Annotated in this window: 25 protein-coding genes; 14 read left to right on the top strand and 11 right to left on the bottom strand. The window is 65.6% G+C overall.

Features of this window, described 5'->3' with window-relative positions; translation table 11 throughout:
• Window positions 1-500 (bottom strand): PAN/Apple domain-containing protein (locus ABC977_RS12960; RefSeq protein ID WP_369667684.1); only part of this gene is annotated, 500 nt, incomplete at its 3' end.
• A gap of 556 nt (window positions 501-1,056) precedes the next feature.
• Between ABC977_RS12960 and ABC977_RS12955 the strand changes: the two genes are divergently transcribed.
• Both ABC977_RS12955 and ABC977_RS12950 read left to right on the top strand, forming a co-directional pair.
• Window positions 1,057-1,338 (top strand): type II toxin-antitoxin system TacA family antitoxin, encoded by a 282-nt coding sequence (locus ABC977_RS12955; RefSeq protein ID WP_369667683.1) that lies wholly within the window; start codon window positions 1,057-1,059, stop codon window positions 1,336-1,338.
• A gap of 13 nt (window positions 1,339-1,351) precedes the next feature.
• Window positions 1,352-1,834, top strand: a complete 483-nt coding sequence (locus ABC977_RS12950) for a GNAT family N-acetyltransferase (protein ID WP_369667682.1) — start codon at window positions 1,352-1,354, stop codon at window positions 1,832-1,834.
• Window positions 1,835-1,901: 67 nt separating this feature from the next.
• Here ABC977_RS12950 and ABC977_RS12945 read toward each other — a convergent pair whose 3' ends face one another.
• Window positions 1,902-2,324 carry a tyrosine-type recombinase/integrase gene (locus tag ABC977_RS12945; RefSeq protein ID WP_369667681.1) on the bottom strand — a complete coding sequence of 141 codons (423 nt, stop codon included), beginning with the start codon at window positions 2,322-2,324 and terminating at the stop codon, window positions 1,902-1,904.
• A gap of 435 nt (window positions 2,325-2,759) precedes the next feature.
• A complete protein-coding gene (gene nhaR / locus ABC977_RS12940) occupies window positions 2,760-3,680 on the bottom strand; it encodes a transcriptional activator NhaR (protein WP_369667680.1) in 921 nt (306 codons plus the stop codon).
• 356 nt (window positions 3,681-4,036) lie between these two features.
• On the opposite strand from nhaR, the gene ABC977_RS12935 reads away from it, so the two are divergent.
• The 8 genes from ABC977_RS12935 (at window position 4,037) to ABC977_RS12900 (ending at window position 12,537) form a co-directional block, all read left to right on the top strand.
• Entirely contained in the window at window positions 4,037-5,029 is a 993-nt protein-coding gene (locus tag ABC977_RS12935; protein ID WP_369667679.1) for a sodium-dependent bicarbonate transport family permease, read from the top strand.
• A gap of 53 nt (window positions 5,030-5,082) precedes the next feature.
• Window positions 5,083-5,397 (top strand): P-II family nitrogen regulator, encoded by a 315-nt coding sequence (locus ABC977_RS12930; protein ID WP_369667678.1) that lies wholly within the window; start codon window positions 5,083-5,085, stop codon window positions 5,395-5,397.
• 95 nt (window positions 5,398-5,492) lie between these two features.
• The gene (locus ABC977_RS12925; RefSeq protein ID WP_369667677.1) at window positions 5,493-6,374 is read left to right on the top strand and encodes a DUF6671 family protein; all 882 of its coding nucleotides are present in this window, start codon (window positions 5,493-5,495) and stop codon (window positions 6,372-6,374) included.
• A 505-nt stretch (window positions 6,375-6,879) separates the two neighbouring features.
• Window positions 6,880-7,845 (top strand): arsenic resistance protein, encoded by a 966-nt coding sequence (locus ABC977_RS12920; RefSeq protein ID WP_369667676.1) that lies wholly within the window; start codon window positions 6,880-6,882, stop codon window positions 7,843-7,845.
• 242 nt (window positions 7,846-8,087) lie between these two features.
• Entirely contained in the window at window positions 8,088-9,308 is a 1,221-nt protein-coding gene (locus ABC977_RS12915) for an efflux RND transporter periplasmic adaptor subunit (RefSeq protein ID WP_369667675.1), read from the top strand.
• 9 nt (window positions 9,309-9,317) lie between these two features.
• Complete coding sequence (locus tag ABC977_RS12910) at window positions 9,318-10,052, top strand: ABC transporter ATP-binding protein (RefSeq protein WP_369667674.1); 735 nt, start codon at window positions 9,318-9,320, stop codon at window positions 10,050-10,052.
• Window positions 10,052-11,212 (top strand): ABC transporter permease, encoded by a 1,161-nt coding sequence (locus ABC977_RS12905; RefSeq protein ID WP_369667689.1) that lies wholly within the window; start codon window positions 10,052-10,054, stop codon window positions 11,210-11,212. The genes ABC977_RS12910 and ABC977_RS12905 overlap by 1 nt, the downstream gene beginning before the upstream one ends.
• A 2-nt stretch (window positions 11,213-11,214) precedes the next feature.
• A complete protein-coding gene (locus ABC977_RS12900) occupies window positions 11,215-12,537 on the top strand; it encodes an ABC transporter permease (protein WP_369667673.1) in 1,323 nt (440 codons plus the stop codon).
• Between the two features lie 235 nt (window positions 12,538-12,772).
• Here the strand turns inward: ABC977_RS12900 and ABC977_RS12895 are convergent, their stop codons facing one another.
• The 5 genes from ABC977_RS12895 to ABC977_RS12875 all read right to left on the bottom strand — a co-directional run bounded on the left by ABC977_RS12895 (window position 12,773) and on the right by ABC977_RS12875 (window position 17,802).
• On the bottom strand, window positions 12,773-13,027 hold the full coding sequence (locus tag ABC977_RS12895; protein WP_369667672.1) for a hypothetical protein: 255 nt from the start codon (window positions 13,025-13,027) through the stop codon (window positions 12,773-12,775).
• 537 nt (window positions 13,028-13,564) lie between these two features.
• Window positions 13,565-14,638, bottom strand: a complete 1,074-nt coding sequence (metA, locus tag ABC977_RS12890) for a homoserine O-succinyltransferase MetA (RefSeq protein ID WP_369667671.1) — start codon at window positions 14,636-14,638, stop codon at window positions 13,565-13,567.
• Between the two features lie 15 nt (window positions 14,639-14,653).
• Window positions 14,654-15,514 carry an ATPase gene (locus tag ABC977_RS12885; protein ID WP_369667670.1) on the bottom strand — a complete coding sequence of 287 codons (861 nt, stop codon included), beginning with the start codon at window positions 15,512-15,514 and terminating at the stop codon, window positions 14,654-14,656.
• A gap of 228 nt (window positions 15,515-15,742) precedes the next feature.
• Window positions 15,743-16,915 carry a ketose-bisphosphate aldolase gene (locus tag ABC977_RS12880; RefSeq protein ID WP_369667669.1) on the bottom strand — a complete coding sequence of 391 codons (1,173 nt, stop codon included), beginning with the start codon at window positions 16,913-16,915 and terminating at the stop codon, window positions 15,743-15,745.
• A gap of 125 nt (window positions 16,916-17,040) precedes the next feature.
• On the bottom strand, window positions 17,041-17,802 hold the full coding sequence (locus tag ABC977_RS12875; RefSeq protein ID WP_369667668.1) for an HAD-IA family hydrolase: 762 nt from the start codon (window positions 17,800-17,802) through the stop codon (window positions 17,041-17,043).
• A 329-nt stretch (window positions 17,803-18,131) separates the two neighbouring features.
• Between ABC977_RS12875 and ABC977_RS12870 the strand changes: the two genes are divergently transcribed.
• The 4 genes from ABC977_RS12870 (at window position 18,132) to ABC977_RS12855 (ending at window position 23,061) form a co-directional block, all read left to right on the top strand.
• Window positions 18,132-18,332, top strand: coding sequence for a hypothetical protein (locus ABC977_RS12870; RefSeq protein ID WP_369667667.1), 201 nt, complete (start codon window positions 18,132-18,134; stop codon window positions 18,330-18,332).
• A gap of 16 nt (window positions 18,333-18,348) precedes the next feature.
• Window positions 18,349-21,093, top strand: a complete 2,745-nt coding sequence (locus tag ABC977_RS12865; RefSeq protein ID WP_369667666.1) for an ATP-binding protein — start codon at window positions 18,349-18,351, stop codon at window positions 21,091-21,093.
• The gene (locus tag ABC977_RS12860; protein ID WP_369667665.1) at window positions 21,090-21,464 is read left to right on the top strand and encodes a response regulator transcription factor; all 375 of its coding nucleotides are present in this window, start codon (window positions 21,090-21,092) and stop codon (window positions 21,462-21,464) included. The genes ABC977_RS12865 and ABC977_RS12860 overlap by 4 nt, the downstream gene beginning before the upstream one ends.
• 118 nt (window positions 21,465-21,582) lie before the next feature.
• A complete protein-coding gene (locus ABC977_RS12855; protein ID WP_369667664.1) occupies window positions 21,583-23,061 on the top strand; it encodes a DUF294 nucleotidyltransferase-like domain-containing protein in 1,479 nt (492 codons plus the stop codon).
• Between the two features lie 81 nt (window positions 23,062-23,142).
• On the opposite strand, the gene ABC977_RS12850 is transcribed toward ABC977_RS12855, so the two are convergent.
• The 3 genes from ABC977_RS12850 to ABC977_RS12840 are packed head-to-tail and all read right to left on the bottom strand — an operon-like array spanning window position 23,143 to window position 25,894.
• Entirely contained in the window at window positions 23,143-23,619 is a 477-nt protein-coding gene (locus tag ABC977_RS12850) for a rhodanese-like domain-containing protein (protein ID WP_369667663.1), read from the bottom strand.
• Entirely contained in the window at window positions 23,616-24,314 is a 699-nt protein-coding gene (locus ABC977_RS12845; RefSeq protein ID WP_369667662.1) for a response regulator, read from the bottom strand. The genes ABC977_RS12850 and ABC977_RS12845 overlap by 4 nt, the downstream gene beginning before the upstream one ends.
• Window positions 24,314-25,894: an ATP-binding protein gene (locus ABC977_RS12840; RefSeq protein WP_369667661.1), complete on the bottom strand. Its 1,581-nt coding sequence runs from the start codon at window positions 25,892-25,894 to the stop codon at window positions 24,314-24,316. Before ABC977_RS12840 ends, ABC977_RS12845 begins: the two co-directional genes overlap by 1 nt.
• Window positions 25,895-25,974: the final 80 nt, after the last annotated feature.

The raw sequence follows: 25,974 nt of genomic DNA, 5'->3' as shown, positions 1-25,974 counted from the left end.
TCGTCGGCATAGCCCGGCGGCAGGAATCTCAACTCGCCGAGACGGGCGGCGCGGCGCTCGACCCGGGTCGCCGGCGAGCCCGTCAGGATCCGGCCGGTGACCGCCCCGGCGAACGGGCGCAGCTCGCCGTAATCGCTCTTCAGGAAGCACCAGCGCGTTGAGACGTTGTAGGTGAAGGACAGGCAGCGCGCGTCGGCCAGGCAGGCCGCCTGGCAATCGGCCTGCGAAACATCCTTGCGCGTCGCATAGTCATGGCCGAAATAATCGCCGCCCTCGATCAGGATCAGGTCGCGCTTCGCACCGTCCGCCGCCGACAGCCAAGGCGCGACGAGGCATAGGACCAGCAGGACCAAGACGAGGCGCAGCGCAGCGGGACGGGACGGCGAAGCGGGCATGGCAGAGACCTCGACGGCGACGTACTCGTGGCGCACCGGCGCGACAGCCTCGCCCGCGAGATACTCCTCGACGCTAATGGATGGCGCTTCGGCACGGTCAGGCATGGATGGGCACCGTGTTTGGTCGGTCATCCAAGAGTATAGACGCCGCGGATCAGGGTCCAACAAGCGCGTTGGGATCCAGGTGGCCGCAGACCCCCCGGTGCCTAACAGCGTGTCGGCTTTTCGCCGCCGACACCCGACGCCGAAAAGAGAAGTTTGCGATCGCCTTCGTGAGTGCTGACGCCGTTCAGAAAGGCGCGAGCCAAGGGGCCGGAGGAGAAATCGTGACACTGGGGTGAAGTTCTGCAATCACGCACTGCCGGCCCGATGGCCGGAGGATCGCGGCGTGGATACCGCAGGCGGCGAAGCGGTGCCCGCGCCCGGCGATGGCGGGGGCACTCGTGACACAGTCGGGAGGTCGCAATGCGGATCCGGGCCCGTCCGGGAGCAGGATTGCAGGTCTTCCCCCGGCGCGAGCGCGACGCCGAGCGCATCGAGATTTTCTCCTGCGGCTGACTGGCACGTCCGTTGTCGAACACCGAACGAGCGGCGTTGCCCGTCGGCGGAAAACGCGGTAGCTTGTATCCGTACATCAACCGTACTCGTTAAGGAGTGAGCCATGCCCCCCGCCCTCGAGCGCATCGATCTGCGGACCTCGGCAGAGACGAAAGCCCTGATTGCGCGCGCGGCGTCCACCGCTGGGATGTCCGTCAGTGCCTTCCTATTGAGCGCGGCCCAGGAGCGTGCGAAGGCGGTGCTGGGAGAGGCGGAATCCCTGACCTTGACGCAGCGCGATTGGGAGGCGTTCGTCGCCGCACTGGATCATCTCGATCAGCCACGGCCGAAGCTCGCGGCGGCGATGGCACGCTACCGCGCATGGCGATCGGAGCCGACGGACTGAGCGCGCGCCGAGGATGCGGATCGAGCCCTTGGCGGCGCATCACAAGCGCCGCGTCTTCGCGTGCGGTGAGGTCGAGCTCGACATCTACCTGCGTCGTTTCGCTCGCCAGCACGCGACCGCGAACCTGAGCCGAACCTATGTGGCGGCCGAAGGGTCGGCGATTCGGGGGTTCTATAGCCTGGCGATGGCGGCGATCCTCGAGGACCAGCTACCGCCGGCCTACGCCGAGCGATTCCCTCGTTTCCCGCTCCCCGTCGCCCGGCTGGCGCGCCTGGCGGTCGATGTGCGGCATCAAGGCCAGGGTCTGGGCGAGCTGTTGCTGATGGATGCGCTGCAGCGCTGCGCCCGTCTGGCCGAGGAGATCGGCATGATCGGCGTCATCGTCGATGCCAAGCACGAGCGGGCGCGTGGCTGGTACGAGCGGTATGAATTCGAGCGGCTTCCGGATGCACCGCTGACGCTTTGGCTGCCGACCGGGGTGATCGCGCGGCTATAGTCGCGTAGTTGCGCGATCGCGGTCTGGCCGGGTCAGGCGAGCGACACCGGCCAGCCGACCACGTGGTTTAATGGCCACCCGATTGGGGGTCCGAATAGGGCCCGGCGGCGGGTGCCGTTGGGCTGACACCGGCGACGCCCATGATGCGGGCACCATGCTGCTCCAGGGCCGCGCGCACCGAATCCTCGCCGAAGCGGGCGTACACCCCCGTCGTGGACTGGTTCGAATGGCTGAGGACCCGTCCGATCAGGTGCAGCGAGTCTCCCGACTGGGCCAACCAGCTGCCGACCGTGCGTCGCAGGTCGTGCAAGCGAACGTCTTCCACCCCAGCCGCTTTACGGACCTGATTCCACGGCTTAACGATCGCACTTCTGTTCTTTGTAATCACCGATTCCTTGCGCAGGATTCCTCTGGTCCTCAGGCACGAACCCCCAGCTCCGAGCAAGCTCGTACATTCTGGCGACCAATTCACGGACCCGGTTGGCGTCATAGGGCTCCCCCTCCTTGGTGCCGATCGTGGAATGCAGGAACACCACGTCGGCGCCGATGCACAGCAGCAGAATCTCTTACAGCGGGTAGAGCTTGTTCTTGTCGGCGCGTGGGTCCTTGATCACCGACAGATGCGAAACCAGATCTGAGGACATGTAACCACCTCATCGCGTTAAAGATGAGGCAGATTACGTAACTATCTGTCTAAAATAAACCGATAATTCGGGAGCCCTGGCGTACACGGCGAAAAGATGGAGATTTCCAGCAGGGCGTGGCATACTGATGCGGTCTTCTCGTCGTCGCAAACACGTGACGCTCCCAGCGAGTGCTGTCGACCCAGCACCCCGAGGGAGACCCACCCCTCTCCCTCATGAAAAACGACCATTTGAGGGGGAGAACGCATCAGAGAAGATGACCCTGCTCATCCATGATCTTGTCAACCCGCTGTTTCACTGCCAGCGGGTATGTTGAAGACCGCGCTACGGGCGGCTTTCAGGACGGCATCGACCTCCGGTTGCTGAATGCGCCGCTCGGTGCTTATCAACCAGACCGCGTCGCGCACATCATCCAGCCGCCCCACCTCGATCACGCCATAACGCGCGCAGATCTCGTCCGAGATGATGGCCGGTGCGGGGAAATAGCCTTCGCCTGCCTGGGCGAAGACTTTCATCAGGGCGCTGTCATCGAACTCCCCGACGACCCGCGGGTACAGGCGTGCCTCGCCTAACCAGCGATCGATCTCGCCACGCACCGCCGCGTTCTGTCCGGGTAACAGTAGCGGCGCTTCGTTGAGGCAGGCGGGGAAACCCGCATCCTGCCGCGCCAGCCGCGGGCTCGCAAAGAAGGCCAGGGCGCTTTCACCCAGCTTGCGGCTGTGGCCGCGTACCGCCAACCCCGCCGGCATCGGGCGGTCGGCCAACATCATCTCGATCCGGTGCAGGGCCAATTCGCCGAGCAGCGCCTCGATCGTGCCGTCGCGGCACACCAGCCGAACCGGCTTCGCCGATTTTCTCAGCGAAAGCAGCAAGCGGTGGCTGAGCGATTTGGGGAGCACATTGGAAATCCCGACCCGAAATGTTGCGGCCGCCTGCTCCTTGACGCCGGTGGCCCGCAGCGACGACACCATGTCCTGACTCAGCGCGAAGATCTCGTCGGCGTAGGACAGGGCAAGGCGCCCTGCCTCGGTCAATTCGAGGCCGCGACCAACAGGTATGAACAAGGTTGTCCCGAGGTCCCTTTCGAGCAACTTGATCTGGGCGCTGACGGTTTGCGGCGTCAGATGCAACTGTTTGCCGGCGGCCGCGACGCTTCCGGCGCGCGCCGTCACCCAGAAATAGCGCAAGTGCTTGAGGTTCATCTGATCCTATTCGCAATTTTTTTCGCATGATTAGATAAGAATAAACGACTTTTATTGTTTTTGTGGAGGTTCTTAGAATCGCCTCCGCAGTCAACGGGCAGGACGGAGCGAACGGCCTAGAAGCTCCGTCAGCCCGGGTTTGGCCTGGCATCCAGGGCCCCGAGCGATCCAGATATCCAGTCGTTTAAGGAGATGAATATGCCCAGCGAACTCAGAAGCCTCGTCTTGCTGGCATACCGCTTTGCGGATACGTGGCGCGCCAGCGAGGAACCGGTCGCCTATTCGTCAGCTCTCCACCGTTGGTCCCTCGGCAGTGCGTCTGCCCGTCTCGCTAGCGTCTCGATGCCGGAGGCGCTATGACCAGCGGCATGCTGCAAAACCTACTGGACCCGGCGATCCTGTTCTTCGTCTTCGGGGTCCTGGCTGGGGTCGTGCGTTCCAACCTTGAGATTCCGCCGGCGATCGTGAAGTTCTGTTCGCTGTATCTACTGATTGCGCTCGGCCTCAAGGGCGGCGCAAGCTTGGCCGCCGGCGGGCTGCCGGCGGCCGGCGTGTTGGCGCTGTTGGCCGCGTTGGTCATGGCCGCCGCAATCCCTGCTTACAGCTTCCTACTGCTGCGCCGGATCGCCAGCCCTTACGACGCCGCCGCAGTGGCGGCAACTTACGGCTCGGTCAGCGCGGTGACTTTTATCGTGGCGCAGCAGTTCCTCACCAGCGAGGGGGTGGAATTCGGCGGCTACATGACCGTTGCCATGGTCTTGATGGAGTCGCCTGCGATCATCATGGCCGTCCTGTTGGCCAGCTATGTGCGGTCGCGCGATGTCGTACCCGGTGCGGACCGGCCGCCGGCGGCACTGTCGATGCGCAAGGTGCTGCACGAAGCCTTTACCGATGGAGGACATTTGCTGTTGATCGGCGCCTTGGTGATCGGGTTCGTCACTGGGGAGCGGGGCCAGGAGATCATGCAACCGTTCACCGTGGACATCTTCAAGGGTATTCTCGCCTTCTTTCTGCTCGATATGGGGCTGCTGGTGGCGCGGCAGCTGCAAGACTCGCAGGCACCGCTCAACCGGCATCTGCTGGTGTTCGCGCTGCTGATGCCGCTGCTGAATGCCGCTATCGCGTTTATACTGGCCGCCGTCCTCGGGCTCGGGCGTGGCGATGCGGTATTGCTCGCGGTGCTCTCGGCCAGCGCCTCGTACATCGTCGTGCCGGCTATCGTCCGTTATGCGATCCCGGAGGCGCGGCCCGGGGTGTATTTCACCATGGCCCTGGCTATCACCTTCCCGCTAAACATCCTGATAGGCATTCCACTCTACTACGCGGTCAGCGGTTGGCTGTGGGGGTAGTGGAGCGCACCGGTAATGACACGAGCAGGAAACCAATCATCGAGAGACCAATCATGCGAGCCTTGGAGCAGAAAAAGCTTTTGACGCTGATCGCGCCGCACAGTCTGCAGCGTCTGCTGATCGACACGGCAAAACGCTGCGGGATTGGTGGCTACACCGCCGTGCCCGCGACCGGCGCCGGAGTCGGTGGTTTGCAGTCCGGCGGTCTGGGCAGCGACGCCAACGTCGTCATCTATATCATCTTGTCCGAGGCGCGGCTGCTGACCCTGCTGCCCGAGATCGATGAATTGATGAGGGCCGGGTACCGAGTCAAGGCAATGGTGTCGGATATTTCCATCCTGCCGCGCAAGGGCGACAGTGAGGCCTGATGTCTGCGCGATGACACCCGGCGTCTGGGCCGTGAACACGACAACATGATTCCGTTCGTATCCGAGCTGGCGGTGTTGCGGTCGGAGAAATCACGATGACCTGTGAACGGCGCTTGGTGCCATTGTTTACGGGCCCGTCTCCGTATCGCGGTCGGCGTGTCGCATTGCTCACGCGGCACGGCAAGGAACGGGTCATCGCGCCGGTGCTCGAGCCCGCGATCGGCTGTCGAATCGAATTGGTCGAGGGGTTTGATACCGATCGGCTCGGTACTTTCACTCGCGAGATTCCGAGGGCCGGGACGCAGCGCGAGGCGGCACGCAAGAAGGCGCGCATCGGCATGGAGCTTGCTAATCTGCCACATGGGCTCGCAAGCGAGGGCTCGTTCGGACCGGACCCGATAGCGGGTATGTTTTCCTGGAACGTGGAGTTCGTGATCTTCCTCGACGCGGAGCGGGGGCTCGAGGTCGTGGGCGTCGCGCAGGGCAAGGCGAACCACGGGCACCTGCTGACCGGCGACTGGACGGTGGCCGAGGCCTTTGCCCGGCAGGCGGAATTTCCCGCCCATCACCTAGTCGTGCGTCCCGAGGGCGAGAACGACCCGCGCATCCGCAAGGGGATCGCCCATTGGGCGGAGCTCGAGGCCTCCTTCGCCTGGGCGCAGACGCAGTCGGTGAACGGCCTGGCCTTTTTGGAGACCGACGTGCGGGCGCACGTCAACCCGACGCGCCAGAGCACGATCCGCGCGGCGGCCGAGGATTTGGCGGCGAAACTGCTGTCGCCCTGTCCGGTCTGCCGCGCACCGGGGTTCTGGATCGTGGACCGGGTACCCGGTTTGCCCTGCTCGGAGTGCGGCGCACCGACCCGTGAGACCCGGGCCGACATTCTAGGCTGTGTGCGATGCCCACACCAAATCACCCGTCTCCGTGGGGACCGCAGGGAGGCCGACCCCGGCCGCTGCGACTACTGCAACCCCTGATTCTCGGCAAAGTGATTGCGCTTTCTTTCGCCCGCCCCTGTCGGAAAATACCTTCGATCTGGGCCTGGACGACGAGGATGCGAACGAACGGTACCGTATGAATCGGTGGAAGGGTGCCGACAGCGACCGCATGCCGACCATCGACGGGCAGTTTGGCCTAGCCCTGATCGAGCAGGCCTCGACGCAGCCGGGTGGATCGCCTTGGAGATCATCGCGACCCCGTGCTTCGATGACGGCCTCCTTTAGGCTCATCGCCGCTGACCCAGGGCTCGTTACCGCGATACCCGTGCCACCATCGACTTTGACGTGATCGAACGGCTGACCGTGCACGGCGGCATCGATTCCGACGGCAGCTGCTCCCGCGCTGGCGTCCTCTGCACCCGGGATCATTGAAGGTCACGGCCCGCGAGGATCAACCGCTCCCGCCATCCTCGGCCTTGGTGCCTAGCCCATCGACGGGCTTGGAGCCGGGTCTCGGGTGTTGACTGGTGCAACCGGAGATTCGATGAAGCGAGACACGCTCGAGCGGCACCAGGTTTGGGTCTATCTGGTCGGGATCCTGGTCGGGTTGGCGCTGGGGGTTTCGTTCCCGGCCGTCGGGCCGGTCTTCGAGGCTTGGCTGTGGCCGGTCCTGGGCCTGCTGCTCTACGCGACCTTCGTCCAGGTGCCGCTGCTGCACATTCGCGATGCCTTTGGCGATCGGCGCTTTCTGGTGGCCAGCGGTCTCGGGAACTTCGTGCTGGTGCCGCTGCTGGTCTGGACCCTGCTGCCGTGGCTGCCGGCGGATCCGGCCGTGCGGCTCGGCGTGCTGTTGGTGTTGTTGGTGCCCTGTACCGACTGGTTCATCACCTTCGCGCAGCGCGGGCGGGGCGACACGGCCCGGGCTGTTGCGGTCACGCCGCTGAACCTGCTGGCGCAGTTGCTGTTGTTGCCCGTTTATCTCTGGTGGATGCTGCCGGCCGAGGAGCTGGGGACGGTGTTGCGTGCGACGGACCTGCTGCCCGCGGCCCTGGCGCTGATCGGGGTGCCCTTGTTGCTGGCGGCCCTGAGCGAGCGCTGGATCGAGGCCCAGCCGCAGCGAGCCTGCTGGCGCGAGCGGCTGGCCTGGTGGCCCGTGCCCCTGCTCGCGCTGGTGTTGCTGTCGATCGCCGGTGCCCAGGTCCACACGGTGCGCGCCGCCGGGCCGGTTCTGCTGGCGGTGGTCCCCTGGTTTGCCCTCTACCTGGTCCTCGCCGCGCTGATCGCCTGGTCGCTGACCCGCGCGTTTCGGTTGGGCCAGGCGGCTGGTCGAACGCTGGCCTTCAGCCTCGGGACGCGCAACTCGTTCGTCGTCCTGCCGTTCGCGTTGGCCTTGCCGGCGGGTTGGGAGGTGACCGTCGTGGTCATCGTTGCGCAGTCGCTGGTCGAGCTGTTCGGCATGGTCTTCTATCTGTGGTGGCTGCCGCGACACCTGTTCCGCGACCCGCGCTGACGCGACGGGCCATTGCCCGGGAACAGACCCCGAGGACCCGCAGTCAACTGGCGAATAGAAGCGGTGGAAAGGCGTCCAACAGTCCCCGGGCGTGCTTGCCGAGGTGTCGTGCGCCGGATGGTTCAGCGCCCCTTTACCCCTCTCACGCGGCGTGAAAGGCGGGCTGGCAATGCACTATGATGATGCTCCTCGGCCGGCCTGTCTGTTTGGTCCGGCCCGTCACCTGTCTCCAAGGCTGCTCAATGTCCGAATCCGATCTCCTCAGGGAACTGCGCATCGACACGCAAGACCGCGAGCCGCGTGGCCGCGGGCGCTGGTTGTGGTTCGCCGTGATCTGGCTGCTGTTGCTCGGTGGCGGCTTGGGTGGTTACCAATTGGTCAGCGGCCGTGCGTTGGCCGTCGACACGGCGGTCGTCGAGGCCCTTGAAGCCGGCTCGACGACCGTGCTGGATGCGACCGGTTATCTGATCGCGCGGCGTCAGGCGACGGTCTCGAGCAAGATCTCCGGTCGGCTGGCCGAGGTGCTGATCGAGGAAGGCGAGCGCGTCGAGGCCGGTCAGGTGATGGCCCGGCTCGATGACACCGACGCACGCGCCCAGCTGGCTCTGGTCGAGGCGCGCCTCGCGGCGGCGCGCGCCGAACTCGGTCAGATCCAGGTCCAGCTCGATCAGGCGCGACGCGACGAGGCCCGACAACAGGGGCTGCACGCGCGCGGACTCGGCTCCGAGGAGGCGCTCGATAACAGCCGCACTCGGGTGCTGGTGCTGGCGGCCCAGCTTGCCGCGGCCGAAAGCCAGGTCCGGGTCGCCGAGGCCCAATTGCAGGTCGCCCAGGTCGACTACGACAACACCGTCGTTCGCGCCCCGTTCAGCGGGGTCGTGGTCGCGAAGGCCGCACAACCGGGCGAGATCGTGTCGCCGATGTCGGCCGGCGGCGGGTTCACCCGAACCGGGATCGGCACCATCGTCGACATGGAGTCGCTGGAGATCGAGGTCGACGTCAACGAGGCCTTCATCAACCGGGTTCAGCCCGGACAGCCGGTCGTGGCCGTGCTCGATGCCTATCCGGACTGGTCGATCCCCGCCGCGGTGATCGCGATCATCCCGACCGCCGATCGCGCCAAGGCCACGATCCGCGTGCGCGTTGCGCTGCTCAGCGAGGATCCGCGCTTGGTTCCGGAGATGGGGGTGCGTGTCTCCTTCCTGCGCGAGTCGCCCCCCGAGCCCGACGCGCTCGCGCAAGGCGTGCTGGTCCCGGCCACCGCGGTGCGGGAACGCGACGGCTACAGCGTGGTCTTCGTGCTCGACGGCGGCCAGGCGCGCGAACGCGAGGTCCGGGTTGCCGAGGACCTCGGTGATCGCCGCCTGATCGAGGCCGGATTGGCGGTCGGTGAGCGCGTGGTGCGTGCGCCACCGCCAGGGCTCGTCGACGGACGGCGGATTACCGCGCGTTCCGGGGCCTGATGCCGGGTGATGGACGCGAGCCTGGAGCGCGGTGCGATGATCGACCCGCTGGTTTGCCTGCGCGGCGTCAGCAAGGTTTACGAGCGCGGTCGGCAGCGCGTCGAGGTCTTGCAGCGGGTCGATCTGGATATCCCGGCCGGCGATTTCCTCGCACTGATGGGGCCGTCCGGCTCCGGCAAGAGCACGCTGCTGAACATGATCGCCGGGCTCGATGCGCCGACCGAGGGCACCTTGCAGGTCGCCGGGCAGCGGATCGAGCGCATGTCCGAGGCCGCCTTGGCGCGCTGGCGGGCCGCGAATGTCGGGTTCGTGTTCCAGTTCTACAATCTGTTGCCGGCCCTGTCGGCGCAGAAGAACGTCGAGCTGCCGTTGCTGCTGACACGGCTGTCGGCGGCGCGGCGTCGCCGTCACGCGGCGATTGCATTGGATCTGGTGGGACTCGCGGACCGCGCGAGCCATAAGCCGAGCGAGCTGTCCGGTGGGCAGCAGCAACGGGTCGCGATCGCGCGCGCGATCGTGTCGGATCCGACGCTGCTGGTCTGCGACGAGCCGACCGGTGATCTCGATCGGCATTCGGCCGAGGAGGTGCTCCTGCTGCTGCAGCGCCTGAACCGCGACCACGGCAAGACGATGATCATGGTCACGCACGATCCGAAGGCGGCCGAGTTCGCCAAGCGCACGCTGCACCTGGACAAGGGCGTGCTGATCGAGACGGCCGGAGCAGGAGCCGGGGCAGGGCGGTGATGCGATACCTGCCGCTGCTGGTTGCCGGCCTGCTGCGTCGGAAGACGCGCACGGCGCTGACGCTGCTGTCGATCGCGGCGGCCTTCGCGCTGTTCGGGATGCTCGATGCGGTGCGCGTCGCCTTCACGGCGCCGGAAAGCTTAAGCGGGATCGACCGGCTGATCGTGTCGTCGCGGTTGTCGCTGACCCAAACCCTGCCCCAGGCCTATTTGGCACGGATCGCGTCGGTCCCTGGCGTGGATCAGGTCGCGCACGCCGACTGGTTCGGCGGTATCTATCAGGATCCGAAGAACTTCTTCCCGAATATCGCGGTCAGCCCTGCCGCTTACCTGGACCTGCATCCGGAGTACGACCTGCCCCCCGAACAGCGTCAGGCCTTCCTGACGACGCGCACCGGGGCCATCGTCGGGCAGGCGTTGGCCGATCGCTTCGGTTGGCAAGTCGGCGATCGGATCCCGCTGCAGGCGACCCTCTATCCGAACAAGGACGGCCGCGATTACTGGCTCTTCGACCTGGTCGGGATCTATCAGGTCACCGAGCCGCAGTTGCGCGGCGTCGAGCGACAGCTTCTGTTCCGCTACGACTATTTCGACGAGGGGCGGACCCTGGGGCAGGGCACCATCGGATGGTTCGTCGTCCGCGTTCGGGATCCGGACCAGGCCGACCAGGTGGCCCAGGCCATCGACCGGCAGTTCGAGAATTCGACCTACGAGACCACGGCGCGCAGCGAACGCGATTTCCAGCGCTCGTTCGCCCGCCAGATCGGCGATATCGGGCTGATCGTCACCGCGATCATGGCCGCAGTCTTCTTCACGCTGATCCTGTTGACCGGCAACACGATGGGGCAATCGATCCGCGAACGGATCCCGGAGCTGGCGGTGCTGAAGACGATCGGGTTTCGCAACCGCCTGCTGCTGGTCCTGGTGGTCGCCGAGTCGACGCTGTTGCTGCTGATCGGCGGATTGCTCGGGCTTGCGATGGCGCGGGTTGCGCTGCCGGCGATCCGCGCGGCGAGCTCCGGTCAGCTCGATGTCGTGATGGCACCGCAGAGCTGGCTGACCGGGTTGGCCCTGATGGTCGCGATCGGCGTCATCGTCGGCCTGCCGCCGGCCTTGAGGGCGATGCGCCTGCGCATCGTCGATGCGCTCGCGGGACGCTGATCATGGTCCGGAGCGAACGATGGGCACCGCGGCTGCGCCAGGTCGGCGTCTTGTCGCTCGGGCTGATCGCCGCGCTCCTGTGGATCCGCTACCCGCTGCTGCTGGCCGTCGTCGGGGTGCCCTGGTTGTTCTGGTTGCTGACGACCCCGTCGGGCCGCCAGACGCTGGCGATCACCTGGGTCGGCCTCGCGACCATCCCGGAACGCCTCGGTGCGACTTCGGTCGTCGTCGTCGGCATCGCCGGGGTCGTCGGGGTCCTGGTCGCGATGCAGGCGATGGCGGCCGGGTTTCAGGCGACCGTGACCCGTGCCGGCAACGACCACACGGCGATCGTCTTGCGCGCCGGTGCGAACGCCGAGCTCTCGTCGGCCTTCGAGCGCTCGGCCGCGACCTTGATCGCGCAGGCGCCGGGGGTCCGGCGCGATCACCGCGATTTGCCGATCGCGACTGCCGACCTGGTGCTGGTCGCGACCGTGCCGCGCCGTTCGACCGGCACCGATGCGAACCTCGAGGTGCGCGGTGTCGGGCCGATGGCCTGGGCCGTGCGACCGCAGGTGCGGCTGGTCGAGGGCCGTGCGTTCGAGCCCGGGCGGCGTGAGCTGATCGTCGGACGCGGGGCCTTACAGCAGTTCAGTGGCCTCGAGCCGGGCGAGGATCTGCCGATGCTGAACCAGGGCTGGCGGATCGTCGGCGTCTTCGAATCCGGCGACACGCACGAATCCGAGGTCTGGGGCGATGCCGAGACCCTGGCCGCGGCCCATCGTCGCAACGGCTTCCAGTCGGTTGTCGTCGCGCTGACCGAGCCGGCCGCGATCGAGACGCTGCGCGCGGCCCTGGCGGCCGATCCGCGGCTGCGCGTCGATGTCGAGACCACGCGCGACTACTACACCAAACAGTCCGAACGGCTGACGGCCGCGATTCGGATCATCGGGACCGGCGTGGCCGCGATCATGGCGCTCGGTGCCGTGTTCGGGGCGCTGAACACCATGTACACGGCGGTCTCGCAGCGCGCCCGAGAGATTGCGACCTTGCGCGCGCTCGGTTTCACGGCGACGCCGGTCGTTGCTTCGGTCTTGCTCGAGACGATGACGCTGGCGCTGGCCGGCGGCCTGCTCGGCGCCGGCGTCGCCTGGACGCTGTTCCACGGCTTCACGGTCTCGACGCTCGGGGCCAACTTCAGCCAGGTCGTGTTCCAATTCCAGGTCACCGGAGAACTGATCGCGCGCGGCCTGCAATGGGCGCTGATCATCGGCCTCTTCGGCGGCCTGCTCCCTGCGCTGCGCGCCGCCGCGCTGCCGGTGACGGTGGCGTTGCGCGAGTCCTGATCGGCCTGCTCGGCCGTCGTCGTCGCCGGCGTCAGTTCGATTTGGTTTGTCGGTGCCTGCTCTGTTCTGCTTCGGCCAGGCAATCGGCATCGCAAGAGGGGGAGGGTGTGATGGGCCGTGCGGCGCCATCGATTCCGCGGGAAGGCGACAACGAAACGGACCACAGGTGGCCCGTTCGTCTTCGACTGATTTTGACGCGCCCGAGCCCTAGCAAGCAGGCAGGGACGGGATATGGTTAGGAGAACCTGGCCTCGAGGCGGTTGCGTTCTTTGGCCACATCGATGTCGAACAGCCCGCGGAGCACCCGCAAAGCTTCGTCGAGGCTCTGGCAGTCCCACTCGTTGGCCACGACATGGTGGTTCCAATCCTCGACGTGGTAACGACGGTGGCCGGACCGAGAGCCGTTGATCGACTCGAACCGCAAGCGATAGCCGGTGCCGGTTCGTGGATCCCATTTGTAACGAATGGCGTTCTTGTCTTCTTCAAACATCTCAAACCTGCTCAGTGGTGAATCTTGTTGCTTTCGTTCAGACGGCCTCGGGGGATGCCAACGAAACCCGAGACGGGGAGTCGGTCGTGGTCGGCGGGTGGCGCCCGCCCGGGTCACATGGCACGGGCGACGACCGAAACGTGGCTTCGGGTGTTCCCGTTGGGCGGTGAGGCCGCCGTTGCTATTAGTATCGACCGAATCGGGCTCTTCATTAAGAGGTCACGACGTCGATTCATTGTCTCAGATCAATCAAAGGGCCGTTATTGTGCGGCGTTATCGCAACACCCAGCCCGCAGCCAACTCGGCGGCTCATCCATGAAACCTTTACGGAAAAAGCGCTAGCACATGTGCGCGGCTCGTCGCTGAGTAGCGCTAATGATACGGTCTGGGCTGGATCTTGCTCGCCCAGGTGACTAACGGTACCCAAAAGCAGACGATCGACTGGGTTGCTGGGTTTTCGCCCGCGGCACCTTGCTGGAAGAGGCGGCGTGCTGGTCAGCTGCGCTGGATGCGGCGGTTCGGGGTTCGCAGCGATCGTCAGTTGGCTGTTAGGCCCAGTGGATTGGAGGGGTCGATGTGTTCCATGAAGGGCGCTTGCCGCGAGTTGCTCGTGATCTGGTAGATGAGCCCCATCCAGTTACCCACGACCCCTTCAGCGGTGTCGTGCCAGGTGTTATCGAGCCGCGGAGCGATCAGATCCTCGGGCAGTTCCGGCGCTGGACGGCCGCGATCGATGGCCTTGAGGACGCGCTCGCGATGCTCATCCAAGATGGCCTGTTCACGAAGGGGGAAGTAGTGTTCCGGGAACGGCGGGTAGTCCTCGCGCTCGCCGTTGGCGAACCGGTTTACCTCCCGTTTGTACTCCTTCAGCAGCGAGATGGTGTCGTACTCCGGATGACCCTGGAAGAAGATCAACCGAAAGCCGTCGCTGCTGGTCGCAAGATGGACACCGGCCTCGTCGCTCTCGGCCAGGACCTGCAGCCCGGCGGCGTCGAATTGGGCGCGGCTGATGTCGTTGAAGCGCGAGTGGGGTACATCGAACAGGGTGTTGACACTGGCGATCAGCGGGTGTTGCCGCTTCACGACGCGATGCGGGTAGACGCCCCAGCGTTTGGCGGGCAACGGACACCGCCGCTGGCCGTAACGAAATTGCAGCACGGCATGGGTCGTGAGGCAGGAGCAGAGCGTCGATGTGACGTGCTCGGCCGCCCAGTCGATGACTCCGATCAGGGGTTCCCAGAAAGGCTCATCGGCGAGGTCCTGGCCCGTGACATTGGCCCCGGTGACGATCAAGGCATCCAGTCCCTCCTCCCGGATCCGTTCGAAGGGTTCGTAGTATCGGTCGATGTAAGCCTCGGCCTTGGCCGACCGGTGCAGTCCTTCGAGCGAGAAGGGATGGACGTAAAACTGGGCGATCGGGTTGCTCTGTCCGATCAGCCGGAAGAACTGGCGCTCGGTTGCCGCCAGCGCAGCGTCCGGCATCATGTTCAGCAAGCCGATGTGCAGCTCGCGGATATCCTGCTGGATGGCGCGATCGGGGTCGAGGATATGCTGACCCTCGGCGCGCAGTCGTTCGAAGGTCGGCAGGTCGTTGTGGGCGACGATGGGCATGGCGGTGGTCGGGTGTCAGCCGTCGGATTGAAGAACTTTGCGGGCGATGGCCTGTTCGAGCAGGTGCAGGAAGTCCTGCTCGTCGCGGACCAGCGCGATCTCGGTCGAGGTGACCGTGTAACCGTGTGGCCGCGCGATCGCTTCGTAGCGCGGCACTCGGGAATTGAACAAGCGCGGGAAAACCCAGCGCGTGAAGTCGTCCGGATCGACCTCGGCAACGTATTCGAGGTTCCGTTCGGCGAGATAGTCCTTGATCGCCGAATGCAGGAACTCCGGCCGATAGTACAGTGGTTTCGGGTCGGCCTGGGCCCGCTGGATCAACTTGATCTCGTCTTGTTCCGGTACCTGAATGTAGAGAATCAGGGTATGGCGCGCGAGCAGTTCGATGACGCGCGGCTCATCGAGCTCGCACAGACTGCCGCCAACGTCGTTGACGAAATGGTTGTAGCCGTAGATATCCCGCGCCTTGTCGATGAAACCGGGAACGTCGAGCATCGCATCGATCTCGGCTTGACGATAGAGGGCTTGCCGACGCTTGAATTCTTTCAGCCCCAGGCCGCCGCGTTCCGGGTTGCCGAGTTTTCCGACGAAGCTCAGTACGGGACCGAGTTCCGCGACCTTGATGTTATTGCGGATGAAGATCCAGTCACGGCGGAGCAGGTCCCGCAAAAAGGGCACCTGCATGGCTTGGGCCTTGATCAGGTCGAGGATGTGTTCATCGAGGTAACGGGTGCCGATCCGGTAATCACCGGAATAATGGAACCAGTCATGGCGCCGCAACATCGCTGACAGGTGCGTCTTGCCGACGCCAGACATACCAAGCAGGGTTATCCGGCGGCCCTTCCAGGCGCGGAATTCCTCGACGGTGATCTTCAAACCCCTTTCCTCGCCTTGTTTATTGGGACCGACGGGTCGGCTTGTCGCGGTGGCCGGCGGCCGATCTGGACCCTAGCTACTGCCGATCGAGCTTGTCGCCACGAGCCGGTGATCAGGTCTTCGGCCAGGCCAGACCGCGACTCGAGCCCACAAAAGCCACCGTCGTCATGGTAATCGATCGTTGCCAGGGCTGGCCAGCGAGGGGGTTCTGCCGTGTAGGCGCGCAATTCAATCCAACTCGTAATCGATCTTCAACCGGTCCCCGGCGACCGGTCGGAAGCGCTGGTCGGCGAAGGCAAGGTGCTCGGGGTGGTGGTCGTAGGCCGCGATCACCGGCTCGCCGCTGAAGCGGATCAGCCAGCAGTGCCGATACCGCGCGTCTGGCTTGACAGCCTCGCCGGTCAGCGCCTGACGCACACCGGGCAGGACCCCGAGACAGCGCCGCCCTTCGTCTTTCATGGCGCGGACCGATGCCTCGTCGCCGTCGGCGTTGAACAGGATCAGGTGCTCGACCTCGCGCCAGGGCCGACAGCGGGTTAGCACCGCGTCGGCGCGCCCCGCGCTGCCGAACAGCCGGATCACCCGCTCGGCTTCGCGACGGACCGCGGCTCGAACCGCGAGCGTCAGGCGACCGTAACCGGCCCGTGGATCCGCCGCCGCGGCCGACCGGATCGCGTCAGCCGCGGCATCGGCCAGCGCTGTGTAGTAATTGATCTTGGCTACGCCCCGTTCGATCAGTCCGCGAAACTGCTCATCCGTCAGTCCGGTCCCACCGTGGATCACGAGCGGCACCGCGACCGCGTCGGCGATCTCGGCGAGGCGTGCAAGATCGAGATCGGGTGTTCCGCGCATCCGCCCATGGATGGTCCCGATCGAGACGGCGAGGCAATCGACACCAGTCTCTTCGACGAAGGTTCGGGCCTCGTCGGGGGTCGTATAGACGACATCGCCCGGGTGCCGCTCCGCGTCTTCGCCTTCGACCCCGGGTACATAGCCGAGCTCGCCCTCGACCGCGACGCCGCAGCCCCGCGCCAGCGCGACGATCTCGCGCGTCAATGCCAGATTCTCAGCGATCGGCCGATGCGAGGCATCGACCATCACGCCGTTGCAGCCGAAGCGGATCGCGCGTGTCGCCGAGTCGAGACTGGCGCCGTGATCGAGATGGATCGCACAGGGAGCCGTTGAACGACGCGCGGCCGTGACCACGGCGCTCATCAGCAACTCGAAGTCGTAGTGCTCGAAGTGCGACTCGGCGAGGCTGATGATGATCGGCGCGCGACAGGCCTCGGCGGCCTCGACCACGGCCTCGACGAAATCGAGACTGACGACATCGAGCGCCGCGATCGCGTAACGATCCTCTCGGGCCTGGCCCAGCAGGTCCTGCATGTTCACGAGAGCCATGGGTTTCTCCTGTTTCCATAGACGGGTGACCGACGGAGCCGGAGCTTGTTCCGGTCGTAGTCAGTGGTGCCAAACCCGCGGGGTCCGAGGCTCCGCGGCGGCTCAGCAAGCGTGGCGAGGTCTCGCTACCGGACGGCGACGCCCTGCCAATGCGCGAGCAGGTCCGGATCGACCCAACCCCGACCGTGCGCGTCACCGGCGATCAGGCGGAAGGGCGCATCGGGTTCGCCGAGATCCGAGATCACCGCCAGGCTTCCCGAGAAATCATCGCCGCGGCTCCATTCGGACTCGGTGACCAAGACCGGCAGGCCGGCGCCGATCGCCGAGCGGACCCCGTTTCCGGAATCCTCGATCGCGAGCGCACGATCCGGCGGCAGTCGAAGTCGGTCCAGAACCCAACGATAGACCGCCGGCGAGGGCTTCTTGTCGGCGGCATGATCGCCAGCGCCGATGACCTCGAAGGTCCCCGATGGCAGACCCTCGAGGGTCCCGGCCAACAGGCTCTCGACATTCGCAAGCGAAGTCGTGGTCGCGATCGCGAGCCGGATCCCAGCGGCGCGCAGTTCGCCGATCAGGCGCATGACGCCGGGCCGCGGCGCGATCGCGCCCGACGCGACGAGTTGCGCGTAGCGCTGCGTCTTGTCGCGATGCAGCGCCGCGATCGTCTCGGCCGCGTTGGGTCGTGCGAGCAGGTCCGACGAAACGATCTCGCAATAGTGACGGATCCGCTCGCGCCCACCGGCGACGGCGAGTAACCGGCGGTACAGAGCTGGATCCCAGTCCCACGGCAGATCGAATGCGCGAAAGGTCTCGTTGAAGGCGAGGCGATGCGCCTCCTCGGTATTGGCCAAGGTTCCGTCCACATCGAAGATCACCGCCTCGAGCATCTTGCACGCCTCCTGTTTTCGATCGGGTCAAGCGCCTCCCGAGGACCCTTGCTAGCGACCGAATGCGTGCATGCGGTCGGCAAGCGCTCCCACGCGGCGCCCTGCGGAGCTCGATTATATACCCGCGGCACAAGGATTTTCTGCTGCGATGCACGACGCTCGCACCCGATAGCGGTGTGGCGGCTCCCCCCCATCGGTCGTCGCGAATGGACGCTCGGCGAGCGGGGTGAACTGGGTGGCCAGCGGTGTTTCGCAGACGACCGACCACGAAGAGGGCGGCGAGCCTCTATACTCCCGAGGGAGCCACTGCCGGGAGACCCGATTCGTCGATGCCACGCGCCCGCCTTCTGCGCCAACGCTTGCTGTCGCTGTTCCTCGCTGCGCTGCTCTTGCTGTTCTCGCCGCTGGTGCTGCAATTCCAGGGCCTTGGGAACTGGTTCGGCGTCCCGATCCTAGCGCTCTACCTGTTCGGGGTCTGGGGCCTGATCATCGTCGTCGCGGCCTGGATCGTGTCCCGGAGCCGCGATTGATGCGTCGGAGCCGGACATGATCAGCGGTCCACTGATCATCGGCCTGTCGTTCGTTTACCTCGGGCTCCTGTTCGCTGTCGCCTATTGGGCGGACCGCCGGGCCGATCAGGGCCGCTCGGTGATCGCCCACCCGACCATCTACGCGCTGTCGCTGGCCGTTTACTGCACGGCCTGGACCTTCTATGGCAGTGTCGGACGCGCGGTCGATACGGGCCTTGGCTTCCTGCCGATCTACCTCGGACCGACGCTGATCGCCTTGTTGTGGGGCTCGTTGCTGTTGAAGATGGTGCGGGTCAGCAAGGCCGAGCGCATCACCTCGATCGCGGATTTCATCGCGTCGCGCTATGGCAAGAGCCAATTCCTCGGCGGCTTGGTCACCGTCATCGCGGTCATCGGCGTGATCCCGTACATCGCGTTGCAGCTCAAGGCCATCGCCTGGAGCTTCACGATCCTGCAGCATTACCCGGAGGTCCGGATGCCGGTCCACGGCGACCTGCCGTTCTGGCAGGACACGGCCTTCGTCGTCGCCCTGCTGCTCGCCGCCTTCACGATCCTGTTCGGTACCCGGCACCTGGATGCGAGCGAGCGTCACGAAGGCCTGGTCGCGGCGATCGCGTTCGAGTCCATCGTCAAGCTCGTCGCGTTCCTCGCGGTCGGGCTCTTCCTGACGCTGTGGCTCCTGGGTCTCACGGGTTCGGGGGCGCCTCCGCGCGGCGACGAGGCGGCACTCGCGCCGCTGCTCGACCCGGTGATCCCGCCGATGCAGGACTGGTTCGCGATCTCGCTGCTGGCCGGGCTCGCGGTCATGCTGCTGCCGCGCCAGTTCCAGGTCGCCGTCGTCGAGAACAGCGACGAGCGCCATCTGCGCCGCGCGCTCTGGCTGTTTCCGCTTTACCTGTTGTTGATCAACCTGTTCGTGATCCCGATCGCGATCGCCGGTCTCTTGACCTTTCCGGACGGAAGCGTCGACGCCGACACCTTCATGCTGACGCTGCCAATCGCGTTGGAGCGTCCTGGGCTTGCGCTGTTGGTCTTCATCGGCGGGCTGTCGGCGGCGACCGGCATGGTGATCGTCGAGACGATCGCGCTGTCGACGATGGTCTGCAACGACCTCATCCTGCCGGCCTTGCTGCGCCGCTGGCGGCATCGGCGACCACCGGCGGATCTGGGGCGGTTGCTGTTGCTGATTCGCCGCAGCGCGATCATCGTGATCCTGATGCTCGGCTACCTCTACTATCAGCAGGCCGGCGAGGCCTATGCGCTGGTCAGTATCGGCCTGATCAGCTTCGTCGCGGTGGCGCAGTTCGCGCCGGCCGTGATCGGTGGCCTCTATTGGCGCGGCGGGACCCGGGAGGGGGCGATCGCCGGTCTGACCGCGGGCTTCCTGGTCTGGACCTACACGCTGCTGCTGCCGTCGTTCGCGAGGTCCGACTGGCTGCCGCCGGCCTTCATGGAGTCCGGGCCAGGTGGCCTGGACATCCTGGCACCGCTCGGGCTGTTCGGCCTGGTCGGTTGGAACGAGATCACCCATGGCCTCTTCTGGAGCCTGACGGCGAATATCGGGGTCTTTCTGCTGGTCTCATCGCTGCGCGAGCCGAACGCGGTCGAGGCGGCACAGGCGCGCCTGTTCGTCGACGCCGCCTGGCGCGGCGCCGACCACAAGACCCGGCTGTGGCGCGGCAGTGCTGAGATCGTCGAGTTGATCGCGCTCACCGAGCGCTTCCTCGGCACGGATCGCACCCAGGCGGCGTTCGCCGACTATGCTCGGGCGCGCGGTCTGGCCGACGTACGGGATCTGCCGCCGGATGCCGACACGGTGCATTTTGCCGAGACGCTGCTGTCCGGTGCGATCGGTGGCGCATCGGCGCGGGTCATGGTCGCATCCGTTACACAAGAGGAGACGATCGGCCTCGACGAAGTGCTGAACATCCTCGATGAGGCCTCGCAGATCCGTGCCTACAGCCACGAATTGGAGCGCAAAAGCCAGGAGCTGGAGGCGGCGACCGCGGAACTGCGTGCCGCGAACCTGCGCCTGACCGAGCTCGATCGACTGAAGGACGACTTCATGTCGTCGGTCACGCATGAACTGCGCACGCCGCTTGCGTCGATCCGTGCCTTCTCGGAGATCCTCTACGACGATCCGGACCTGCCGGGCGAGCAACGCCAACAGTTTCTCGGGATCCTCGTCAGCGAGACCGAACGGCTGTCGCGGCTGGTCAACCAGGTGCTGGATCTGGCGAAGATCGAATCGGGACACGCCGACTGGCGGACCGAGACCGTCGTCCTGCAGCAGGTCATCGATCAGGCGGTCGCGTCCACCGGACAACTGATCGAGGGCCGCGGCATAAGAATCGAGCGCGAGGAGCCGGCGCAACCGGCCACGGTCTGGGGCGACCGCGATCGATTGGTGCAGGTGCTCGTGAACCTACTCTCGAACGCGGTCAAGTTCGCGCCGCCCGACCAGGGGCAGGTCCGGGTGACCCTGGGTCCGGTGGCCGGCGCGTGGCGGGTCTGCGTCAGCGACAATGGGCCCGGGATCCCGGAGCCGGAGCGCGAAGTCGTGTTCGAGAAGTTTCGCCAAGTCGCTAGCGGCGGCGAGAAACCACTCGGCACCGGCCTCGGTCTGCCGATCAGCCGACAGATCATCGACCACCTGAGTGGCCGCCTGTGGGTCGCCGACGAGGCGGAGAAAGGTGCTACCCTTTGCTTCGAGTTGCCCGCCCACATGCTGGACGAATCGGAACACAGGCCTGAACCATGAGCAAGCGCATCCTGATCATCGATGACGAACCGAGCATCGTCATCTCGCTCGAATTCCTGATGACGCGCGAGGGCTATCAGGTCCAGGTGGCCCGGGATGGCGAGGCCGGCCTAGCGGCGATCCGCCAGGATCGGCCGGATCTGATCGTGCTCGACGTCATGATGCCCAAGCTTGATGGGTTTGCGGTCCTCGAAGCGATCCGCGCGGATCCCGCCCTTGCCGAGACCCGCGTCCTGATGCTGACCGCGAAGGGACGCGAGGCGGAGCAACGCAAGGGCCTCGATCTCGGCGCCGACGCCTACATGCCGAAACCCTTTTCCACGCGTGATCTGGTCGACAAGGTCAGGGAACTGCTGACAGAGACCCGCTGACGGCGACTCGACAACAAAGAGGAACGGCTTGCCGGACCTGACCGGAGGCCGCCCTCGGCTGATCAGGACACGCTGGGATCGAACAGTCGACCACCATCGATGGCCACCAGAGGTAGACATGAGCGACACCGACACCCAGGCCGCCTCGGGTCTGAACCCTGTGGCGGGGTCTGACGACGGCCCGGATCAGGCCCCACTGCGTGGCTTGGCACGCCACCGACCGGTCGTGGTCAACCCCGCGACGTCCGTCCGTGAAACCCTGTTGCTGCTCGCGCAGGCCCAAGCGGATGCCGCCGTCGTCGTCGACGAGACGAGCGGCTTGCCCTTGGGTCTGATCACGTTGCGGGAGATGTTGTTCGTGATCGGCATCGAGGGCGGCGGACTCGAGGCGCCCGTCGCCGCCTACATGATCGGTGCACCGCTGACGATCACCGCCGACGCGCCGGCGCACCGAGCCAAGGTGATGATGGCGAAGAAGGGTGTTGCCCATCTCCTGCTCACGGACCAGGATGGCCGGTTGGCCGGCCTGATTGGCCAGACCGACCTGCTGGGGTTGCGAGCTGGTGGTGCCGAGGCGTTGGTGGCGGCGATCAATGCGGCCCGCGATGTCACCGCGATGACCGAAGCGGCCGATCGGGTGCATCGGCGAGCGGCCGAGTTGTTCGAGTCCGGCATGGGCGTCGAGGCCCTGTGTCAGTGGTTGTCAGGTCTCAACGACCTGATCGCGATGCGGATCATTGAGCTGATCGAGGACGAATTCGATCTGCCGGCCGTGCCCTGGTGCTGGATGGTCTTCGGCTCCGAGGGTCGGCTGGAACAGACCTTCTCGACCGACCAGGACAACGGCTTGATCTTCGTCCCGCCGGACAGCGAACGCACGGACGCCATCCGTGCCGCCTTTCTGCCCTTTTGTCAGGCGGTCAACGACGCCCTGCACCTGTGCGGGTTCGAGCGTTGCCGCGGCCAGATCATGGCTGGCAATCCCGAGTGGTGCCTGAGCGCCGACGAATGGCGGGCGCGCTTCGACGGCTGGTTGCGGATCCCGGAGCCCGAGGCCCTGTTGCACGGTACCATCTTCTTCGATTTCCGGCCCCTCTACGGACATTGTGAACCGGTCGATCGACTGCGTGCCTGGTTGATCGATCAGGCACCGCGGCACAACCGTTTCTTCCAGGCTTTGGCGACCCAGACGCTGGAAACGGCGCCACCGCTCGGCTGGGCCGGTCAGTTCACCTACGACCGCAATCGTGATTTCCCGCATACGCTCGACCTCAAGACGCAGGGGGCGCGCTTGTTCACCGACTGCGCGCGACTATGGGCCTTGCGTCATGGTTTGTGGGCAACCAATACCGCGGACCGGCTGCGCGCTGTCGGTCAGGCACAGCAGCGCGGCGGCGGCGATACCGCGGCCGAGGTCGAAGCCTTCCACCTGGTGCAGCGGTTCCGGATCCAACAGCAACTGAACACCAAAGATCCCGATGGCGCCAACCGCGTCGACCCCGACGATCTGAACGAGCTGCATCGGTTGATGTTGAAGGAGGCACTGAAGCAGGCCAAGCGACTTCAGCTTAGGCTGCGCCAGGAGTACGCACTCTGAGCCCGACCGCCGGGATCCGCGAGCGATACCCAGACCCGGCCCCTGGCCGAATCCTTCGGGGTCCGTCTCGACCTGGGCATGTCATGCGATCTGGTCGCGCGGTCGTCGCTGCTCCGGCCGCACCAGGGGCGTGAAGTACCGGTCGGCATCGTCGAGATCGACCGGCCGTCCGGCACCGTCGACCAACGGCTGTTCGTAGTCCTTCCAGCCGCGCAGACCGGTCTTCAGCGACACGATATCGCGGTAGCCGAGTTGCTGCATCGCACGCGCGGCCAGTAGGCTGCGATGTCCCGAACGACACAGGATCACCAGTTCTCGGTCGCGGGCTCGGACCAGTTCCGGGACCGTCTCTTCGTAATCCCATTCGCAGGCCGATTCGAGTATACCGCGCGGGACATTGAGCGAGCCGGCGATGTGCATCGCTGCGAACTCGTAAGGCTCGCGGACGTCGATCAGCAGCACGCGGGGATTCGCCGCCAGCCGGTCGACCAGATCCCAGGGCATGATCTCCCGCACCTCGGCCAGGCAATCCCGGACCAGATCCAGATAGCACTTCATGATGGATCCTCGGCCGCCATCCGTGTCGAATCCGACCCGGTTTCTTTTGGTTGACCACGCAGACACAGATTGTTTTCGACAGCGATCACGGCCGCTTCGACACGCGAATGGACTTGTAGTTTGCGCAGGATGGCCTTGACATGCAGCTTGACGGTCCCTTCGGTGATCCCGAGGCCGCGGGCGATCACCTTGTTGCTGTGGCCGCCGGCGAGTTGACACAGGATCTCGTGCTCGCGCGGCGTCAATTCCGAGAAGGCCCCGGTTCGCCGATCGCGTTGCTCGGCGCCTTGCACGGCCTTGACCAGGATGCCGGCGAGCTCCTTGGCCACGACCGTCCGACCCTTGACGATATCCTCGAGGGCTGTGATCAATTCGTCGGGTTCGATATCCTTCAACAGATACCCTCGTGCCCCCTCGCGAATCGATTCGATCAGATCCCGTTCCTCGACGCTGGTCGTCAGCATGACGACGGGTAGGCTTGGGTGATGCCGGCCCAGGTGCCGCAAGACCTCCAGGCCGTGGGCATCGGGCATCCGCAGGTCGAGCAGGACGACGTCCGGCGCTGCGCGCGCCGCGAGTTCCAGCCCGGCCCGACATTCGCCGACCGCGCCGACGACCGTGATGCCCCGCCGCTCGAGCAGCTCCTGCAGGCCGATGCGAAACAGGGCGTGATCGTCGATCAGCAGGACGCGCATCAGGCCGCGACCCGAAACGGCTGCCTGGTGCGCCGCGACGCGGAAAAGACGAGCTCGATCCGCGTGCCTTCACCGGGTTCGCTCTCGATCCGAAGTTCGGCATCGATGCGCCGCGCCCGCTCCTCCATGATCGACAGGCCAATCTGTTCTCCAGGGTGATCGGCCAGCCGCGGGGCATTGAAGCCGATGCCATCGTCTTCGACCAGCAGGACATGCTGACCGTCGACCTCGCGGGTCAGCAGGACACGCACGGTATGGGCCTGGGCGTGCTTGCGGATATTCGCGAGGGCCTCCTGCACGATGCGCAGGACCTGCATCTCGTCGGCGGCGGCCATCTCGAAGGGCCGGCAGTTGTTCTGGAAAAAGACGTGGATGCCGGTTTCGCGTCCGAGGCGCTCGGTGAGCTTCGCGAGCGCCGGTACCAGACCGTGTCGATCCAGCGGGGCGCGGAAGCTCGCCAGCAGCTCGCGCAGCTCGGTGTTCGCTTCATCGAGCCCGTTGCGGATGCGCAGCAAATCGCTTCGGGCCTCGGCCGATACCTGGCTGCCCGCCAACGAATCATCGAGCAGGCGGCATTGAAAGCGCAAACTGGCCAGGGTTTGGGCCAGTGAGTCGTGCAGTTCGTGTGCCAAGGCGTTGCGTTCTTCGACGATCGACAAGCGCTGTGCCTCCGCATCGGAGCGGTATTTGGCGACGGCGACGCCGAGATGGTGGCCGACCGTTGCCAGAAGGTCCTTGATGTCTTCCCGCGCCCCGATTCCAGGCCGGTTGACGAAAAGGGTGTAGAGGCCGACCCGCTCATCATGGTATTCGAGCGGGACCGAGACGATCTCGACCTCGTCGCTGGTGAACATCGACCGCCCGTACAGCGTGCGGCAGAATCCGGCCTCGTGATCGCAAACGATCTCGCCTGGTGCTAGCGCCGTTCCGCACAGACACAGATCGACCTTCGTGTAATCCCGTTCACGAATCAGCTGATCATCGAGACCGATGGTCCCGACCAGCCGTTCGGCCCCGTCCGGCATCACCAGCCGCACGGTTGCCGCGCAGCCGTTGACCATCTGTTTGAGGACGCGCAGGAATCGCAACAGCAAGTCGTCGAGGTCGTCAGCCTGATTGATGGTCGCCGCCACGTCGTAAAGGATTTTCAGCGAGGCTGTCTTCTGGGCTAGTCGCTGGGTCTGACGTGCGACGCGGTTGTCCATCTCCTCGTAGAGGTCGGTCAGCTCCTCGTTGAGGCTGCCGATATCGCGCGCCAAACCGTCGAGGACTCCCATGTCGTTGAGGGTTCGGCTGGCCCCGGGCTCGCCTTGGCAGACCCGCGTGACCGATTCCTGCAACCGCAGCAGTGGTTGGATCAGACGCCGGGCCAGTCGCCAGCTGCCCACCGCGAGTGCCGCGATGGCGAGCCCGAGCAGGGCGAGACCGAGCAGCGGCAGAAGAGCCTGGCCCGGCCTGGTCCAATGGATCGCAAAGGCGATCAGACTCCCGGCCAGTGCCAGCCACAGCACCAGGATCGGGCCGACGAGCCCGAGCCCGCGTAACAGACGCATCAGGCGAACGCGGTCGCTAGCGAACATCGAATGGCGGGCTCGAACGGCCATCAGGGCGGAGCGGACATCGCGAAACCGGACACTGCCGGGATACTAGCAAAAGGCGG

Origin of the sequence: Thioalkalicoccus limnaeus, assembly GCF_041197575.1 — a bacterium.
In the GTDB taxonomy this organism is placed as follows: Bacteria; Pseudomonadota; Gammaproteobacteria; order Chromatiales; family Chromatiaceae; genus Thioalkalicoccus; species Thioalkalicoccus limnaeus.
Note: the sequence above shows the minus strand (reverse complement) of the source record. Positions and strands in the feature narration are given on the sequence as shown.